The following is a 17,164-nucleotide window of genomic DNA, read 5'->3' as shown; positions in this document are numbered from 1 at the left end:
ACAGTGCCGCTAATTGCGCGGCCAAATGACCGACCTTTCCAAGATCCGCAATTTCTCGATCATCGCCCATATCGACCACGGGAAGAGCACGCTCGCCGACCGCCTGATCCAGGCGACGGGCGGCCTGACCGAACGCGAGATGTCCGAGCAAGTCCTTGATAACATGGACATCGAGAAAGAGCGCGGCATCACCATCAAGGCCCAGACCGTCCGGCTGAACTACACCGCCAAGGACGGCGAGACCTACGAGCTCAACCTGATGGACACGCCCGGCCACGTCGACTTCGCCTATGAAGTTTCGCGCAGCCTTGCCGCGTGCGAAGGCGCGCTTCTGGTGGTCGACGCCGCGCAAGGGGTCGAGGCACAGACGCTCGCCAACGTGTACCAGTCGATCGAGCACGACCACGAGATCGTGCCCGTCATCAACAAGATCGACCTGCCCGCGGCCGAGCCGGAACGCGTGAAGGAAGAGATCGAGGAAGTCATCGGCCTCGACGCAACCGAAGCCGTCCTCACCAGCGCCAAATCCGGTATCGGGATCGAGGACGTGCTCGAAGCCGTCGTCGCCAAGATCCCGCCGCCACAGGGCGACCGCGACGCGCCGCTCAAGGCCAGCCTGGTCGACAGCTGGTACGACCCCTACCTCGGCGTGGTCATTCTCGTCCGCGTAATCGACGGCGTCATCAAGAAGGGGCTCAATGTCCGCTTCATGCAGGGCGGCACCCAGCACCTCGTCGACCGCGTCGGCGCCTTCACCCCCAAGCGGGTCGACCTGCCGGAAATCGGCCCGGGCGAAATCGGCTTCATCACCGCGCAGATCAAGGAAGTCGAACAGGCCCGCGTCGGCGACACCATCACCACGGTGAAGGGCGGGGCGGACAAGCCGCTCGCCGGCTACAAGGAAGTGCAGCCGGTGGTCTTCTGCGGGCTGTTCCCCGTCGACGCCGCCGATTTCGAGAAACTGCGCGAGAGCATCGGCAAGCTGCGGCTGAACGATGCGAGCTTCAGCTACGAGATGGAAAGCAGCGCCGCACTGGGCTTCGGCTTCCGCTGCGGCTTCCTCGGCCTGCTGCACCTGGAAATCATCCAGGAACGCCTGAGCCGCGAATACGACCTCGACCTCATCACCACGGCCCCCAGCGTGGTTTACCGCGTGCACCTCGGCCATACGAAGAACGAGGACGCCAAGACTATCGAGATCCACAATCCCGCCGACTGGCCGGATGTGAACCGCATCGACATGATCGAGGAACCGTGGATCAAGGCGGTGATCTACACCCCCGACGAATATCTCGGCGCGATCCTGAAACTGTGCCAGGACCGGCGCGGTGTGCAGACCGACCTCACTTACGTTGGCGGGCGCGCGCAGGTGACATACGAGCTGCCGCTGAACGAAGTGGTGTTCGACTTCTACGACCGGCTGAAATCGATCAGCCGCGGCTATGCCAGCTTCGATTACGAGCAGATCGGCATGCGCGAGGGCGACCTCGTGAAGATGAACATCCTCGTCAATAACGAGCCGGTCGACGCGCTATCGCTAATCGTGCACCGCAGCGTGGCGGAAGAGCGCGGCCGCGGCATGTGCGAGCGCCTGAAAGACCTCATCCCGCGCCACCTGTTCAAGATCCCGATCCAGGCCGCGATCGGCGGCAAGATCATCGCCCGCGAAACCATCGCCGCCCTGCGCAAGGACGTGACCGCCAAATGCTATGGCGGCGACATCACGCGCAAGAAAAAGCTGCTGGAGAAGCAGAAGAAGGGCAAGGCGAGGATGCGCGAGTACGGCAATGTGAGCATCCCGCAGGAGGCGTTCATTGCTGCGCTGCGGATGGGGGAGGAGTAGGGAGCTAATCGCCCAAGCGAATATTGTGCAGAAACCTTACCTAACAAGCTGATTTCGCAAACGCATCAGATGGACTCGGCGGACTTATGATCTTCAGTCGTTACCAGTTGGCTCAGGCGGGCTAATAATTACAGGCCTAAACAGTGCTTCTGCCCCCTCAATTGCTCCCTCTATTTCAGCGGCGATTGGGTCAGGATCCGCTGCACCTTCCCAAATTCGTTCTTCCATCCTCTGGCGATTTTGGGCAACATTTGGATGCTCTCCGTGCATGTCTTCACGCATCAACATTGATGCAGAGACCTGAACTCTGTTGAGTGCCTGCCAAATCGCGATGAAAGGCCTATCTGCACCTTCGCCAAATAGTGCAACAGCTCGGTGTCGCGCGGCGTAGAAGGCATTGAAGAACTCCGAAGCTTGGCTGAATCTGCGAAGCACAGGATAGTAGCGGTCTCTTGCGTTTCGAACAGCTTCGGTTTCTTGGTCCCTTCCGGCTCGATCATTATTTTCCGAGGAATACGATGCAGGGCTTCTAATGCTAGCTAGACGCGCGCGTGCCTCATAAAAGGCCGCCAGCTGTTCTTCCGCAAACTCGGATTGTCGCTGCCATTTTGCCCTTCCCACGGTGTGGCTGAACTTGCGTTCTTCCAAGCTGATATCATGAGCATACTTTTTATCGGCTAGCTTTTCCTCGAACTTCAGGCGCTCCCTATGAAAGCGGTTATTCATCCACAGCGCTGCGAGTGTGCCGAGCAAAGCGAGGAACGCGGCGAGCAATACGGGTTGTAGGTAAAGCGGATTATCGTTCGAGGATGTTGGCGGGGTAGGACAGTCAGGCACCTCCACAACGGTTTGAGCCAGTTCGCTTGTTGGGGCGGCCACCGGCGAGGTGGTGACCGAATCCGCATGATTCTGACCGGCAGCAGGTGTCGTGCTATCGGGTGTCGAAGTGCTCATTTACGGCTGCCTATCTTCTAAACGACGAAGTAGAACCGATGCGAACGACAGGTGGTCGAGGCATCGATCAATCGGGTCCATAGTGATGTCGTGGCCGCGCGGGTTGCGGATCGCGGACATGGACCCTGCGAAGATGAACCTGTATCCAAGCTGCTCGTCAATTTCGCTCTGCGTGGAGAGCGGCGTAAGGCGGATTTTTGGATTTGAATCTGTGAAGGCAGCCATCATCAGCTTTTGGCCGCTTTCGTTAATACCAGACAGTTTCTTCACCTGAATGTCGAGGAATTTAAAGGCCTCAAAAGTCGCTTGGGAGTAATGCCCGTTGTTGAAGAGTTTGAGCGACACCTTGCTAAGCTCGGGGTGGATGTTGCGCTCGTCAAACGGGTGGGTCTGCGTAGTCTCATCCTCCGACCCATAAGCAAGTCCGCTTGCGGCCCTCGCAATTCGCTCAAATGCCGTGAAGGCACTAGACATACAGATTCGCTCGGATGCTCTTGAAGATGTTATCGTAAGTTTCTTTGGATCCATTGGCCGGCAGGTTTATTTCAATCCGCACCGTCAATGCCATGTCCTTGCGACCCCCAGAGGGCCCGATTTCGGCTTTTATCTTAGTATCGACCGATCCTGCGGCCTTCTCCTTCGACTGATCAGGAGCCGCCTTCGCCCTGCTTCCTCGAGCCCTAGCTGGTGATTTCGGCGCAGTCCTATCTTCCGCACTCTCGTGGCCAGCGAGTGACCGGAACACTTGAAAGACGCCTGCTTGGCGTCCTCCAATAACCTCGCTGGTCTTGTCGGTCGTCCGAAAATAACCGATGAGCTCACTCTTGGTCATCGTCCAAGCGTCGTCGCCCCTAATTTCGAACAAGTCACTGTACGCCTTTTTGACTAGTGTTTCGAAGGCCGCAGGGAACTTAGCATCTGGAAGCACGAGGACATCATGGCCCTCTGTCGTGCGTTTGCCTTCCTCGTCGATCAATCCGAGAAACTGCAGCGCATTAATGACGTAGCTTTCGTTGTTCGATGCCAGTCCAAACTTCTTAACGGTCTCAGACGTAACCGTCGCGGGGAAGTTCTTCCGCAAATAGGAAATCATCTGTAGGATATTACCGGGTCCCGAAATGTACGGATGCGATGCCATGAAAATCCCTTTTAATCGCGAATTTATTGCGCTCATAGGTGGGTTGGATATCTTGTCGGACTAAGCCCCGCAACTTCGAACATTCTCATATTGCGCTGTATCCCCAATTTGTTGGTAATTCTGCCGATAGTGTACTTAATCAGTCGGTGCTCATTCCGCGCGTTCGGCGTTACCGCCCTGCCGCGAGAGAGGAGAGGAATAGCCTCACTCCCACCCTTCATCCTTAAGCCGCCTTATCTTCGGCCCCGTTTCCGGCTCCTCCAGATCTGACTGAATTGGTGCGGGGAGTGAGGGCATGGTTTCATCCGCGCTATCGCCTCGCTGCTTGAGCGCATCCAAATCCCGCGCTTTGAGGGCTTCGAACCGCTGCCACGCCTCGCGGGTTTCATCGCTCAGCGCTTCCCATTCCCGCTTGCGGTCGGCCTCCACCCGCTGGCGCACCGCCGCGATCTTCCGCTCGATGCTGTCGCGCACCTCCTGAGTGCTCACCTGCGGCCGGGCGGCCTGCTGTTCCAGTTCCCACTCGCGCCGCCATTTCTTCTTTTCCTGGTCGAGCCGGGTCAGGTCCATCGCGCTCATCGCCCTGGGCTTGCCTTCAGCAAAACGGTCCGACGCGCGGTTCCTCAGCATGAACATCAACAGCCGGTCGTTATAATTCTTCCGCATCCCCACCAGCTTGCCATAGGAATAGACGGGCACGTCCACGCCGTTGAGCGCGCGGTCCATGGCAACATCCTCGATCCGCTGCACGCCGAGGGAGAGGGCGACCTCCCATGCCTTGCGGAAGCTTTCGGCGCCCTTCTGGCGGCGCAGGTAATAGGCGCCCTCCGCGCTCATGTTGACGGCGGCTGCGGCGGCCTTGACGCTGCCGGTGTCGGCCAGCGCCTCGATGAAGGCGAACTGGCGTTCTGCCGTCCAGCCGTCGTGTCGCTGGCACAGGCGGGGGACGGGGGTGAAGTCGGGCAGCTCGCCCGGACCAATCGGAAGGCGGGTCTCGCGGGGGTCGGATTTCCTGGTCAACGCTGGTGTCCTTTCGCTTGCCGTCCGGCGCGCGAAATCCTCGCAGGCGCGAACCGGCGAGGATGGATCACAAAAAGAGCAAGTAGGAAAGAACTGTGGGGCTGCTGGAAATTTCCCCGTTTATTCAGGTGGATGCCAGCGACCTTCTCCGCGCGGAAAAAATGAATCCAGCTGGGCGTTGACTAATTCACCAATAGGTTCACTATACCCAATACGGCCGCCAAAAAAATAATTTCTTTTCAATTATTTAGGGGGAGGTCCCATGAAGAAACTTGCACTCGTACTCGCTGCCGCCAGTGTTGCTGTTGCCGGGCCCGCGATCGCCAAGTCGGACAACACGCCGGTCAATGCTGCTGAAAAGACCGATGTCGAAGGCTGCTTCGTTCGCGGCGGTGAAGAAATGCTCTATGTCTACGATCCGGAATGTTCCGCCCAGTTCATCAATAAGAGCGATGCCGAGGGCGTACTCCAGTTCCAGGTGTACACCGACAAGGGTACTCTTCCCGAGGACCAGATTCCGGAAAGCGCGTTCACCTATCGCGAAGACCTGACGATCGGCGCTTTCGATTGTACAATCACCGAAACGGCAACGCCGGGTGGCCAGTATCGTTCGAACCGGATCTGTCGCCGCGCCGACTGACCGAAGTTCGAAAATCTGAAAAGATGGAGGCCGGCCTGCGAAAGTGGGCCGGCTTTCTCGAGTCTAGAGGTTCATCCCGAAGGTAAGCATCAGACCCTGGCGATTGTAGGCGTCGGTCTCGCGATCCAGAACCTCGTCGAACAGGCGCAACTCGTAATCGGAACGGTTGAGGTTGATGCGGAACGCGGCCGACAGATAGATGTCGTCGCGTTCCAACTTGCGACGCAGGACCGGGGTCATGTCCAGTTCCAAGCCGATTTGGAACGTCTTGTCGGCAAAAGTGAATTCGCTGTCGCTTCCGCCGAAATTCATCGCCTCTTGCCCGATGTCGATCTGGACGCGGGGGCCGCTCTTGGCTCGGTATCCCAGACTGGCACTGTAAAGTGAGGTACTGTCGCGTTGTCCTTGGGCGGTGCTATTAGAGAACCTCAGGATGTCCGCACCGATATCCCAATTTCCGATCGTGACAATATGGCTTGCGAACAGCTGGTTGCTCGACATTTCTGCACGTGCAGTGGTGCTGGTGCCCTTTTCAGAACGCTGATTGAGGATCGTTGTGCCGAGCCCGGTCTGCCACAGGCCTGTCAGTTCAATTGCTGTCTTGCGATCGCGTTGCAGCTCGGTTGCAAGCTCGCGCAAGGTTCCGCGCTTTTCCAAAGCGATACCCACTTGCTTGGGGAGGAATTGCGCAGCTCCACTATCTGAAAACGCCAGCGTCGGCGCAATGCCGTAAAGATCCAGCGTGATCCCATAACGATCCCTGGTCGACGATGATGCACGGTTGCCAATCGCTTGGTCGGCGACCGTTACTGCGTCACGGCGAGAATATTCGACACCGATCCCACCGCGCGAGAGCTTCAGCTTTCGTGTATGGCTGTCGCTGAGGAACGTGGCGTTCGACCTCAGGGAAGCATCGAGCTTTGTTCCCTGCAATTTCAGTACCGCGCGAAGGCTGGTTGAATTGTCGCTAGCGAGAAGCAGCCTGTCGAGGCTTGACCCACGAAGATATCGAAAATTTTGGTCTGCGCGATCGAGCTTTGCATCGAGTGTAAGGCTGTTGGCGCCATCATCTAACAGTTTCGCCTTGATCGAATGAGACTGGGAGAGCCCCGACCGTTCGTTGAAGCGGTACGGGAACAGCTCATCCGGGCTCAGTGGCCGCTCCCAGTTCCTGCTGAGCCCGAGGGTGCTCGAAACGGAGACGTCACCGCCTGCCAACTGGGCTTGAATACCTGCAGTCGTGAGGGCCGATTCCCGGACAACTCCGGAATGAGGGCGGGACAATTGCTGTGTCAGGGAAAATCCAGAGTCGGCTTCGCGAGACATCCCGAATGAAACAGTTATCTCACCTAGGTCCGTCTCGAATTTGCTGCGGTAGTCGCTTGCGAGGCTGAAGGTTCCGAAAGGACAGCCTGCGCCGTCAATCTGGGTGTTGGCATACTGCGCGAGATCGAAGGCATTTCGGCAGATACCGGTTCCTTCGACCCGTGATGTTGCACCTTCGCCCGAGAATCTGCGCGCACCAAGCGACGATGGGATGTCTTGATTACCTCCGATCCGTTCCGGAACAGGGGCGGAGGCTGGCGCTGATTCCTGTGCCGAAGCGCTGGTAGCGGCACAAACGAGTCCCGCGCAGGCTGAGGCGCTGACGGCTACGAAATAGCCCAGCCTCGCCTTTCCTGTCCTACTCTCCAGCATGGTCGTTTTCCCCCAGCGACCAGACACTGGCGGACAGGAAATACCCCTACTGCGACTTAGTCAAGTTTTGAGGCAAGCGGCCGGTGACCTTGTCGCAGATGGAGCGGAGGCATCTGGCTGTGATCGGGCTGGCGTCAGCCGCCGTTGACGAGCTTCTCGTTCGATCCGTTGACCTTTGCCTCGACCGTACTGAAAGTCGTCTCCAGTTCGTTGCCAAGACTGCGCATGGCGGTGATTGCGGCGACCGCGATCAGGCTGGCGATCAGGGCATATTCGATCGCCGTCGCGCCGCGCTCATCGGCCAGCAGGCGGAAGATCCGCCTCTTCATCACGAGATGGTGTTGTTGCCGTCGAGCGTGGTCGAAACCGTGCTCATCGTGGTCGACAGCTCGTTGCCGACTGCCTGCAATGCGGTGATGCACGCGATCGACAGCAGGGCGACGAGAAGCCCGTATTCGATGGCGGTTGCGCCGCTTTCATCCAGCCACAGATTTCGTAGCATAGCCGATCCTTTGCCTGACCCCGTTGGCGGGCCGATCTCACGGCCTGCGAAACGGGATTGCTCCTTGAAGCGTTAATTCCGCTTCGCCGGAGGTGGTTAATCGTCCTTCAGCAACGTGACTGCGGATTGCGGAGCGAACTTCACTTGGCGTTCATTGAGACGCTGGCTATAGGCTCGGTCCATGACGACGATTTCGCGCATCCGCTTCAAGCCCGCCCTGGCCGCCGTTATGGCCGCCTCGACCATCGTTCTTGCAGGCTGCGCCAGCCGTGGTGGGGGCAATGAAGACGTTGCCTACGTCGCGCGCGACGTCGAAACGCTGTACTCGGCAGCCAAGTCGCGGCTCGATCGCGGCGATACGAAGATGGCGGCTGCCTTGTTCGACGAAGTCGAGCGCCAGCACCCCTATTCGCCGTGGGCCCGCCGTGCGCAGCTGATGAGCGCGTTCAGCTATTACGTTGCGCAGGATTACAATCAGGCAATTTCGAGCGCCCAGCGCTTCCTGTCGATCCACCCGGGCAACAAGGACGCGCCCTACGCCTATTACCTGATCGCGCTCAGCTATTACGAGCAGATCAGCGACGTGCAGCGCGACCAGAAGATCACCGAGCAGGCCCGCACGGCCCTGACCGAAGTGACCCGCCGTTTCCCGAACACCGAGTATTCTGCGGACGCCCGGCTCAAGCTGGACCTCGTCGAGGATCACCTCGCGGGCAAGGAAATGGAAATCGGCCGCTTCTACCAGAACTCGGGCATGTGGCTGGCAGCGCAACTTCGCTTCCAGAACGTTGTCGAAACCTACCAGACCACCAGCCACGCTCCCGAGGCGCTCTACCGCCTGACCGAGTGCAGCCTTGCGCTCGGGCTCAAGGAAGAGGCAGTGAAATTCGCGGCCGTCCTCGGCGCGAACTATCCGGGCAGCGAGTGGTACGACAAGGCATATCAGCTGGTGAACAAGCACGCCCCGGGCGTGCAGGCCAGCTGAGCGGGCCTGCCCTCACAAACTGTTCAAGGGCGCTTATCAGGCGGTGACGAGCCGCATCGTCTGGGCTAGATAATGGCACACCTGCCATGCTGACCCGCCTGTCCATCCGCAATATCGTTCTCATCGAATCGCTCGACCTCGATTTCGGTCGCGGGCTGGGCGTGCTGACGGGTGAAACGGGTGCGGGCAAGTCGATCCTCCTCGACGCGCTGGGGTTGGTCCTCGGTAACCGGGCCGACAGCGGTCTCGTCCGAAGCGGAGAGGACAAGGCGAGCGTAACGGCGAGTTTCGACTTTGCCGCTCTGCCCGATGCAATCGCAGCATCTCTCGCCGATGCCGACATAGAGATCGAGCCGGGCGAAGGACTTATCATCCGCCGACAGGTAAAGGCGGACGGCGGGTCGAAGGCATTCATCAACGACCAGCCGGTCGGGGTGGCGCTGCTGCGCGAGATCGCGTCGGCGCTGGTGGAACTGCACGGACAGCACGATGATCGCGGTCTCGTAAATCCGCGCGGGCATCGCGTTTTGCTCGACCGATATTCGGGCGCCGATACCGACGGCCTTGCGCGTGCATGGGCACAATGGCGCGACGCCGTGGGGAAATTGGAAAAGGCACGCGAGACGGTCGACCAGGCCAAGGCGGACCAGGACCTGTTGCTCGCCCATCTGGCAGAACTGACGGCACTGGAACCGCAGGCAGGAGAGGAGGCGCGGCTCGCGGAAACACGCGCATCCATGCAGAAGGGAGAGAAGCTTTCGGGCGATCTCGAGGATCTGCGCCACGTCTGGGAAGGATCGGATTCGCCGCTGGCGTCGCTCAGGGTCGCAGCGCGCAAGCTCGACCGCATCGCGCCCGAACATCCCTTGTTGGCAGAGGCGCTGGCTGCGCTCGACCGTGCGGTTATCGAGGCTGGCGAGGCGGAGGACAAGCTGCAGGCTGCTGCCGACGCGTTGGAGCATGATCCGATGGCGCTGGAAGCGGCCGAAACCCGCCTGTTCGAACTGCGCGCGATTGCCCGCAAGCACCGCTGCGAAGTGGACGAACTGCCGGACAAGATGCGCGAAATGCGCAGCGCGCTCGACGCGATCGAAGGCGGCGAGGCCGAACTCGATTCGCTCGAGGCTGCAGCGAAGGAAGCGGGCAGGCGCTACATGGAAAAGGCGGAGGGAATCCATGCTGCGCGGCTGAAGGCAGCCAAGGCTCTCGACAAGGCGGTGGCGGCAGAGCTCGCCCCGCTGAAGCTCGATGCAGCGAGCTTCCTCACGGCGGTCGGCAAACTGCCCGAAGAGCGTTGGGGGCCGCAGGGCATCGACAGCGTCGAATTTCTGATTGCGACCAATCCCGGGGCCGATTTCGCCCCGCTCAACAAGATCGCCAGCGGCGGCGAATTGTCGCGCTTCATCCTCGCATTGAAGGTTGCACTGGCCGAACAGGGCGGGGCGGCAACGGTGATCTTCGACGAAATCGACCGCGGCGTAGGCGGTGCAGTGGCGAGCGCTATCGGCGAACGGCTCGCGCGGCTCGCTTCCGACGGCCAATTGCTGGCAGTGACGCACAGCCCGCAGGTGGCGGCCCGCGGATCGACGCACTACATGATCGCCAAGTCGTCCGAAGGCACGGTAACCCGCACCAGCGTGGTCCTGCTCGACCAGGCAGGCCGTCAGGAAGAGATCGCACGAATGCTGTCCGGCGCAGAAGTTACGCCCGAGGCGAGGGCACAGGCGGACCGGCTGCTGGAAGGCGTGTGATAACCTCCTTCAGGCGTGCTCCGACCTAGTCGTCGCGCATGGTGATGTAGATCAGCGTCATCATCGCGATCCCGCCGAACACCCAGCTACCCTGATTGGGACCGACGCCGAGCGGCATCTGCCACAGCTGGTAACCGGCGACCGCGACACCCTGGAACAAGCCCCACCAGTTGAGCACTGCGCAGCCCATGGCGATTTTCGACCACTTCTTGGCTGCTTCGAAACCTGCTGCGTCATCCTTGCGCGCGGACCAAAGTTTCCAGCCGCCGAAGATGCCGAGCACGCCCGCGGCTAGTTCCAGTGCAAAGACCATGATCATGGCGATGACGATCAGTATTTCGGAAGGCACGGGCAGCAAGGTGACCGGATAGGCTTTCTGGTCGGCATGGCTGGTCGTGTAGATGAAGAAGTCGTGCGCCTGCTGCAGGTTGGCAAGGTTGTGGAGCACGTAGAGAAGGGCCATCAGCCCTGCACTGGCGCTTAAAAGCGCCTTCAGATTCCGGTCGATCATCACTTTCCCCCAAACTGGTGATGCGACCCGAACCATCGCGCTTTTCCCCACGCGATAGCTCATGCATAGCTTGCTTCATGGGAATCGATCAAACTGCACCTGTGGACATGACCGAAGCCGAAGCCGCGAACGAGCTGATGCGGCTCGCCCGCGAGATTGCACGGCACAACAGGCTCTATCATGCCAAGGACGACCCCGAGATTTCGGATCAGGCGTTCGATGCACTGGTTCGGCGAAATGCCGAGATAGAAGAAGCATTCCCGCACCTGGTGCGCGAGGATTCGCCATCGAAGGCGGTCGGCCACGAAATAGCAGCTTCGCCGCTGTCCAAGGTCAGTCACGAGGTTCGCATGATGAGCCTCGACAACGCCTTCAGCGAGGAAGAGGTCGGCGACTGGCTGGCCCGCGTGCGACGTTTCCTCTCGCTCGGGCCGGAAGAGCAATTGGGGATCACCGCCGAACCGAAGATCGACGGTCTCTCCTGCTCATTGCGCTATGAAAACGGTGTGCTGGTGCGCGCAGCCACTCGAGGCGATGGACAAGTGGGCGAGGACGTGACGGCCAATGTCCGGCATATAGCCGATATTCCGGAAAGGCTCGCCACCGATGCGCCGCCTGAAGTTTTCGAGGTGCGCGGCGAGGTTTACATGGAAAAGTCGGCCTTTGCTGCGCTCAACGAAGCGCAGGAGGCGGCAGGGGGCAAGCTGTTCGCCAACCCGCGCAATGCGGCTGCCGGCTCGCTGCGCCAGAAGGATGCAAGCGTAACTGCCCAGCGCCCTTTGCGTTTCTGGGGCTATGCCTGGGGGGCAGTCTCCGAAATGCCCGGCGAGACGCAGATGGACGTCGTCCGCAAGCTCGGCGAATGGGGCTTTCCCATCTCTCCACTGATGAAGCGCTGCGAAACGCTTGATGAACTGATCGGGCATTACAACGCGATCGGGAATGCACGGGCTGAACTGCCGTATGAAATCGACGGCGTCGTTTACAAGGTGGACCGGCTGGACTGGCAGCAACGGCTGGGATTTGTTGCCAAGGCACCGCGCTGGGCGCTGGCGCACAAGTTTCCCGCAGAGCGCGCGGAAACGGTACTCGAAGCGATCGACATCCAGGTCGGCAGGACCGGCAAGTTGACCCCGGTCGGGCGGCTCGCGCCGGTGCTGGTGGGCGGGGTGACCGTCACCAACGTGACGCTCCACAACCGCGACGAGATCGCTCGTCTGGGTGTCAGGCCGGGTGACAAGGTGGTCGTGCAGCGCGCCGGCGACGTCATTCCGCAGCTTGTGGATAACCTGACCCGCGATGTCGCTCGGGAACCCTACATCTTCCCCGATCACTGTCCCGAATGCGACAGCGAGGCGGTTTCAGAGGAAGACGAGGTCGATGTTCGCTGCACAGGCGGTCTCATATGTCCTGCGCAACGCACTGAAAGGTTGAAACATTTCGTCAGCCGCAAGGCGCTCGACATCGACGGCCTGGGCGAGAAGACGATCGACCAGTTCTTCGCGCTTGGCTGGCTCGAAAGCCCCGCCGATATCTTCCGCCTGAAGGACCGCCGTGACGCCATCCTGGCGCTCGAGGGATGGCAGGACAAGTCTGTGGATAACCTGTTGGCATCGATCGAGGCGCGGCGTGAGCCGGATGCGGCGCGGCTCCTGTTCGGACTGGGAATCCGACACGTCGGAGAAGTGACCGCGCGCGACCTGATGAAGAACTTCCACGAGTTGCCGGCTTTGCGCATTTCGGCCGAGCGGGCCCGTGACGGAGATGATGATGCAGCGCAGGAAATCACTTCGATCGATGGCGTAGGACCAACCGTTGTCGAGGCCTTGGGCGACTTCTTCCACGAAGATCACAACGTGGCCGTGTGGGAAGATCTCCTCTCCGAGGTCTCACCGCCACCCTATGTGGTCGAAACACGCGATAGTGCGGTAGCCGGCAAGACGGTGGTCTTCACAGGCAAGCTCGAGACCATGAGCCGCGACGAGGCCAAGGCTCAGGCGGAGCGCCTGGGTGCCAAGGCTGCTGGGTCGGTGAGCGCGAAAACCGACCTCGTGGTCGCCGGGCCGGGCGCAGGAAGCAAGCTCAAGAAGGCTGCGGAACTCGGCATTGATGTGATCGACGAGGCTGCCTGGGCCGAAATCGTGGCGGCAGCGGGATGAGCCTGCTCGCCGAACTCCACCCGCAGGCACATCGTATCGCGGAACTCCTGCGCGCGCGGGGAGAGAAGATCGCTGTCGCAGACGGGGCGACCGGCGGCCTGATCGCGGCTTCGCTGCTGACCATGCCCGGCGCGCTCGATTTCTTCGTGGGCGGCGGCGTGGTTTATTCATTCAGGGCGCGCGACGTCCTTTTCGACCTGCCGCGCGAGACCTACAAGGGCATGCGCGGGGCGACTGCCGAATATGCGTTGACGCAGGCGCGGGCGATCCGCGACAATTTCGGGGCAGAGTGGGGCATTGCAGAGAGCGGTTCGGTCGGCGGTTCAACACATCCGACAGGTGCGGCACCGGGCACGAGCTGCGTCGCTGTCGTCGGACCCGATGGCTTCGAGACGTATGGGATCACCGAGACGGGCAGCAACGACCGTATCGCCAACATGGAAGCCTTTACCCGCGCCGCACTCGACTTCCTTGCCGAGGTGCTGACCGCTCAATCGGGCGAATAGTCGGGCCTGCGTTTTTCGAGAAAGGCGCTCATTCCCTCGCGGAAATTGGGGCTGGCGCTCGTCATCAACTGGTTGCGGTTCTCGATCGCCATGGCGGCTTCGAGGCTTGGCGCATCGACGGCCATCTGCAGCCCTTCCTTGGTCATGCGAAGGCCCATGGGCGATGCTGCCAGCAGATCGTCGATCCACGGTTGTGCCGCAGTTTCCAGCTCGTCGTCCGGGACCACTTCGGAAACCAGCGAAGTCGCCAGGGCGCGCTCAGCCGTGATGAATCGGCCGGTCAGCATCAGTTCCGAAGCGAGCGATTGCCCGACGAGGCGGGGGAGGAAATAGCTCACGCCCATGTCGCATGACGACAGGCCGAGCTTGATGAAAGCCGCGTTCATGCGCGCGCTTTCTCCTGCAATGCGGATGTCGGAGGCGAGGGCGAAGGCGAAACCGCCCCCGCATGCAGGGCCGTGAACCAGCGACAGGATCGGCTGCGGGCAGCGGCGCATCTTGACGTAAACGTCGGCAAGGAAGCCCTGGAAACCGAACCCTCCGCCGAACGGTATTGCCTGCTCTTCGCCCTGACGTTCCTTGATGTCGAGCCCTGCGCAAAATGCCTTTCCTGCGCCGCGCATCACCACCAGACGGACCGACCCGTCATTGTAGAGACCGCCGAAATAGTCGTTGAGTTCGGCCACCATCTGCAGGGTGATGGCGTTGAGGGCATCCGGACGGTTGAGCGTCAGCCAGTCGACCTCGCCGCGCTTTTCGATGAGGATGCTCTCGTATTGACGCGCCATGCCGTATTCCCTCTCCGTAGGACCGTTTTTTGAGACCTACGCAGGATATGGCGGCGGTTCAATCCGGCTCAGCGCATCCGTCGCTTGCGCAGCCAGAGCACCGACCAGTCGCCATTCACGAGCCTTGCGGCGAGGCGGAAGCCTTGCACCCGATAGGCGCGCCGGACTCGCGGTTCCTGCGTTTCGAGCAGGCCCGACAATAGCACGCTCCCCCCAGGTGCGGTCGCTTCTGCGAAATTGGACGCCAGTTCGACCAGCGGGCCCGCCAGGATATTGGCGATCAGCAGGTCATAGGGCCCGCGCGCCTGCAGCAGCGGATCGGCCATCCCGTCGGCGATTACCATGGTGAGTTCGCCAGCACTTGCGCCCATCCGCACACCGTTCAGTTCGCAATTGTGCTCTATCACCCCGGTACAAACAGGGTCGATGTCCGACGCTGTGGCGGTGGCAAAAGGCCAGAGATTGAGCGCAGCAAAGGCCAGCAGCCCCGTTCCGGTACCGATATCGGCGATATTGCGCGCCACGAAGCCGCTCGCCTTCATCGCATCGAGCATGGCGAGACATCCGGCGGTCGTCTGGTGCTGGCCTGTCCCGAAGGCCTGGCTGGCGGGAATCGCGAAATTCACGATACCCGGCGAGGGGTCGGGTTCGAATTCGGGCGTGTGGACGTTGAACCGTCCGGCTCGGATAGGCTCGATGCCTTCCTGGCTTTGCGTGACCCAGTCCGCCTCGGGCAATTTCTCGACCGTGAATTCGGGCACTTCGCCTTCGAAGAGGCTGCGGATCGCAGCCTTGTCCGCGGCATTGGGACGCCGCGGTAGATAGGCGTCGAGGCGCCAGTCCTCCGGCTTGTCATCGGCGATTTCGAAACCGGCCAGCACGATTTCGGGATCCCAGTCGATGACGTCTTCCTGTGCCACCAGGGCGTCACGGATCAGCAGCTTGGGACCGAAGGCAGTGAGCTTCCAGCTGGTCATTTTGCTGCAGCTTCTTTGGCGAGACGCAAAGACAGGGCCTGTTTCTGTTTTTGCGCGTAACCCCGACAGGCGAAGTCGGGCATGCCGTCTAGCTTGCGCCGTTCCAGAAGGGACATCGTCAGGTTCAGATTTCCGCCGGTGGGATGTGGTGTCAGCAAGACGTCGCAGCGAGCTTCCGCGATGCTGTCAAACGACTTCAGGAATTTGCCAAGGTAATCCTTGTGGTCTGAGAAGCGATAGCTGTCGCTGCTCACCGCGGAGAGGCTGTCGGCATAGACCACCGTAAGGCAGTCGTCCTCATCACAGGCCTCCCAGCTCCAGCTCATGGCACCCGAGGTATGACCGGGTGTGTCGATCGGCCTGATGCCGAAATAGTCGATACGATAGGGCGCATCTCCCCAGAAATAGGGCATGCCCTCGGCGATCGGCTCCATCGGTTCGAGCGTACCGTACTGCGGATCGTCCGGATCCGTCTGGCCCGACAGCATGACGCCGACAGCAGCCTCGGATGCAATCACCGTCGCACCAGTTTCCCGCTGTAGCTTTGCCATGCCGCCCACATGGTCGAAATGTTCGTGACTAGCGAGCAAGACCTTCACATCTTTCGGGTCGAAGCCAAGGGCGCGAATATTGGCCAACACAATGTCGGCCCCGGCTTCTGTTCCGCTGTCAATCAGCGCATGGCCGTCGTCGGTCGTTATGAGGATCGAGGCAATCCCGCACGTCCCGACGTAGTATGTATTGCCAAAGATCCTGAAGGGCGGCCCGGGCTTCTCCCACTCGTCCCAGTCGTCGCAGGCCTGTGCCCATACGTGCTTGGGAGGCACCGCAATCCCAACCTGGGGAGGTTCGGTCGTGCCAAGCAGTGGAGCTGCCAGCGCGAGTGCAAATAACGATCTAGCGAACATAGCTCGCTCCATTGGCATCGAGCGTCGCCCCTGTCAGCGATGGTGGAGCATCGAGCGCACAGAATTCGACAATGCGCGCGATTTCTTCGGGCTTCGCGACCCGGCCCAGCGGAATGTCGGCAAGCAGGCCTGCGCCGCCACGGCTTTCGAGATAGTCGCCCGCCATGGCCGTGTCGGTAAAACCCGGAGTGATCGCGAAACTGAGGATCCCTTCGGCGGCATACTGGCGCGCAATCGTCTTGTGCATGGCCAGCATTCCGCCCTTGGCCGCCGCGTAATGCCAGTGCTGGGGCGAATCGCCGCGATGCCCGGCACGGCTGGCGACATGGACGATGCGCCCGCCGCACCTCCGTTCCTGCCAGTGCCTGACAGCGAAACGGCTGAGCTGGGCAGCGGCGGTCAGATTGATCCGCATGGTTTCTTCCCATGCGTCCAGCCATTCGATGTCCGATGCATCGACAGGGTTTGCAGAAAACAGCCCGGCGTTGTTCACCAGGACGTCGATTTGCCCGCCCGAACGGTCGAGCGCTTCCTCCCACAACATTTGCGGAGCCGCCGGTTCCGTAAAGTCAGCCGCTATGGTGCGCGGGTCGCTGGCGGTCGTCGCATGGCCGATCACTTTTGCGCCGCGCGCCGACAGTGCATTGGCACTTGCTGCGCCTATGCCGCGGCTCGATCCGGTCAATAAGATGCACGTCATGCATCACCCTATCCGAAACTTTGCATGAAGAGTCGAGGCGGTGCGTCTTGCACCGTGCTGTGAGAACGCTAAGGGGAGGGCACA

Annotated in this window: 18 protein-coding genes; 6 read left to right on the top strand and 12 right to left on the bottom strand. The window is 60.7% G+C overall.

Going from position 1 to position 17,164, the window contains the following annotated elements; genetic code table 11:
• Window positions 1–25 precede the first annotated feature (25 nt).
• Window positions 26–1,843, top strand: a complete 1,818-nt coding sequence (gene lepA / locus AMC99_RS06695; protein WP_061924483.1) for a translation elongation factor 4 — start codon at window positions 26–28, stop codon at window positions 1,841–1,843.
• Window positions 1,844–1,936: 93 nt separating this feature from the next.
• Here the strand turns inward: lepA and AMC99_RS06690 are convergent, their stop codons facing one another.
• The 4 genes from AMC99_RS06690 to AMC99_RS06675 form a co-directional block, all read right to left on the bottom strand.
• Window positions 1,937–2,797 carry a hypothetical protein gene (locus AMC99_RS06690; RefSeq protein WP_157058273.1) on the bottom strand — a complete coding sequence of 287 codons (861 nt, stop codon included), beginning with the start codon at window positions 2,795–2,797 and terminating at the stop codon, window positions 1,937–1,939.
• Window positions 2,798–3,142, bottom strand: coding sequence for a TIGR02391 family protein (locus tag AMC99_RS06685; protein WP_232301527.1), 345 nt, complete (start codon window positions 3,140–3,142; stop codon window positions 2,798–2,800).
• Window positions 3,143–3,263: 121 nt separating this feature from the next.
• On the bottom strand, window positions 3,264–3,935 hold the full coding sequence (locus AMC99_RS06680; RefSeq protein WP_061924475.1) for a DUF5343 domain-containing protein: 672 nt from the start codon (window positions 3,933–3,935) through the stop codon (window positions 3,264–3,266).
• A 204-nt stretch (window positions 3,936–4,139) separates the two neighbouring features.
• On the bottom strand, window positions 4,140–4,955 hold the full coding sequence (locus tag AMC99_RS06675; RefSeq protein WP_061924472.1) for a hypothetical protein: 816 nt from the start codon (window positions 4,953–4,955) through the stop codon (window positions 4,140–4,142).
• A 262-nt stretch (window positions 4,956–5,217) separates the two neighbouring features.
• Between AMC99_RS06675 and AMC99_RS06670 the strand changes: the two genes are divergently transcribed.
• Window positions 5,218–5,595 (top strand): hypothetical protein, encoded by a 378-nt coding sequence (locus tag AMC99_RS06670; RefSeq protein WP_061924469.1) that lies wholly within the window; start codon window positions 5,218–5,220, stop codon window positions 5,593–5,595.
• A 63-nt stretch (window positions 5,596–5,658) separates the two neighbouring features.
• On the opposite strand, the gene AMC99_RS06665 is transcribed toward AMC99_RS06670, so the two are convergent.
• From AMC99_RS06665 to AMC99_RS06655, 3 genes are all read right to left on the bottom strand, one after another.
• Window positions 5,659–7,293 carry a hypothetical protein gene (locus tag AMC99_RS06665; RefSeq protein WP_061924466.1) on the bottom strand — a complete coding sequence of 545 codons (1,635 nt, stop codon included), beginning with the start codon at window positions 7,291–7,293 and terminating at the stop codon, window positions 5,659–5,661.
• Window positions 7,294–7,427: 134 nt separating this feature from the next.
• Window positions 7,428–7,622, bottom strand: coding sequence for a Flp family type IVb pilin (locus tag AMC99_RS06660; protein WP_061924463.1), 195 nt, complete (start codon window positions 7,620–7,622; stop codon window positions 7,428–7,430).
• Complete coding sequence (locus tag AMC99_RS06655; RefSeq protein WP_061924460.1) at window positions 7,622–7,795, bottom strand: Flp family type IVb pilin; 174 nt, start codon at window positions 7,793–7,795, stop codon at window positions 7,622–7,624. Before AMC99_RS06655 ends, AMC99_RS06660 begins: the two co-directional genes overlap by 1 nt.
• Window positions 7,796–7,976: 181 nt before the next feature.
• Here AMC99_RS06655 and AMC99_RS06650 point away from each other — a divergent pair, with 181 nt between their 5' ends.
• Both AMC99_RS06650 and recN read left to right on the top strand, forming a co-directional pair.
• On the top strand, window positions 7,977–8,780 hold the full coding sequence (locus AMC99_RS06650; RefSeq protein WP_061924457.1) for an outer membrane protein assembly factor BamD: 804 nt from the start codon (window positions 7,977–7,979) through the stop codon (window positions 8,778–8,780).
• An 86-nt stretch (window positions 8,781–8,866) separates the two neighbouring features.
• Complete coding sequence (gene recN, locus AMC99_RS06645) at window positions 8,867–10,531, top strand: DNA repair protein RecN (protein WP_061924456.1); 1,665 nt, start codon at window positions 8,867–8,869, stop codon at window positions 10,529–10,531.
• Window positions 10,532–10,556: 25 nt separating this feature from the next.
• Here the strand turns inward: recN and AMC99_RS06640 are convergent, their stop codons facing one another.
• The gene (locus tag AMC99_RS06640) at window positions 10,557–11,042 is read right to left on the bottom strand and encodes a DUF2165 family protein (protein WP_061924453.1); all 486 of its coding nucleotides are present in this window, start codon (window positions 11,040–11,042) and stop codon (window positions 10,557–10,559) included.
• 107 nt (window positions 11,043–11,149) lie between these two features.
• Here AMC99_RS06640 and ligA point away from each other — a divergent pair, with 107 nt between their 5' ends.
• Together ligA and AMC99_RS06630 are read left to right on the top strand one after the other, a co-directional pair.
• Complete coding sequence (gene ligA, locus AMC99_RS06635) at window positions 11,150–13,201, top strand: NAD-dependent DNA ligase LigA (protein WP_157058272.1); 2,052 nt, start codon at window positions 11,150–11,152, stop codon at window positions 13,199–13,201.
• Window positions 13,198–13,707 (top strand): CinA family protein, encoded by a 510-nt coding sequence (locus tag AMC99_RS06630; protein ID WP_061924445.1) that lies wholly within the window; start codon window positions 13,198–13,200, stop codon window positions 13,705–13,707. Before ligA ends, AMC99_RS06630 begins: the two co-directional genes overlap by 4 nt.
• On the opposite strand, the gene AMC99_RS06625 is transcribed toward AMC99_RS06630, so the two are convergent.
• The 4 genes from AMC99_RS06625 to AMC99_RS06610 form a co-directional block, all read right to left on the bottom strand.
• A complete protein-coding gene (locus tag AMC99_RS06625; protein WP_061924442.1) occupies window positions 13,692–14,495 on the bottom strand; it encodes an enoyl-CoA hydratase/isomerase family protein in 804 nt (267 codons plus the stop codon). The genes AMC99_RS06630 and AMC99_RS06625 overlap by 16 nt on opposite strands.
• Before the next feature lie 68 nt (window positions 14,496–14,563).
• On the bottom strand, window positions 14,564–15,472 hold the full coding sequence (locus tag AMC99_RS06620) for a 50S ribosomal protein L11 methyltransferase (protein WP_061924439.1): 909 nt from the start codon (window positions 15,470–15,472) through the stop codon (window positions 14,564–14,566).
• On the bottom strand, window positions 15,469–16,380 hold the full coding sequence (gene bla / locus AMC99_RS06615; protein WP_157058271.1) for a subclass B3 metallo-beta-lactamase: 912 nt from the start codon (window positions 16,378–16,380) through the stop codon (window positions 15,469–15,471). Before bla ends, AMC99_RS06620 begins: the two co-directional genes overlap by 4 nt.
• Window positions 16,370–17,080, bottom strand: coding sequence for an SDR family NAD(P)-dependent oxidoreductase (locus AMC99_RS06610; RefSeq protein ID WP_061924434.1), 711 nt, complete (start codon window positions 17,078–17,080; stop codon window positions 16,370–16,372). Before AMC99_RS06610 ends, bla begins: the two co-directional genes overlap by 11 nt.
• Window positions 17,081–17,164: the final 84 nt, after the last annotated feature.

Source organism: Altererythrobacter epoxidivorans, assembly GCF_001281485.1.
Lineage (GTDB): Bacteria > Pseudomonadota > Alphaproteobacteria > Sphingomonadales > Sphingomonadaceae > Erythrobacter > Erythrobacter epoxidivorans.
The sequence above is the reverse complement of the archived record's forward strand: the minus strand, read 5'-3'. Positions and strand labels throughout refer to the sequence as shown.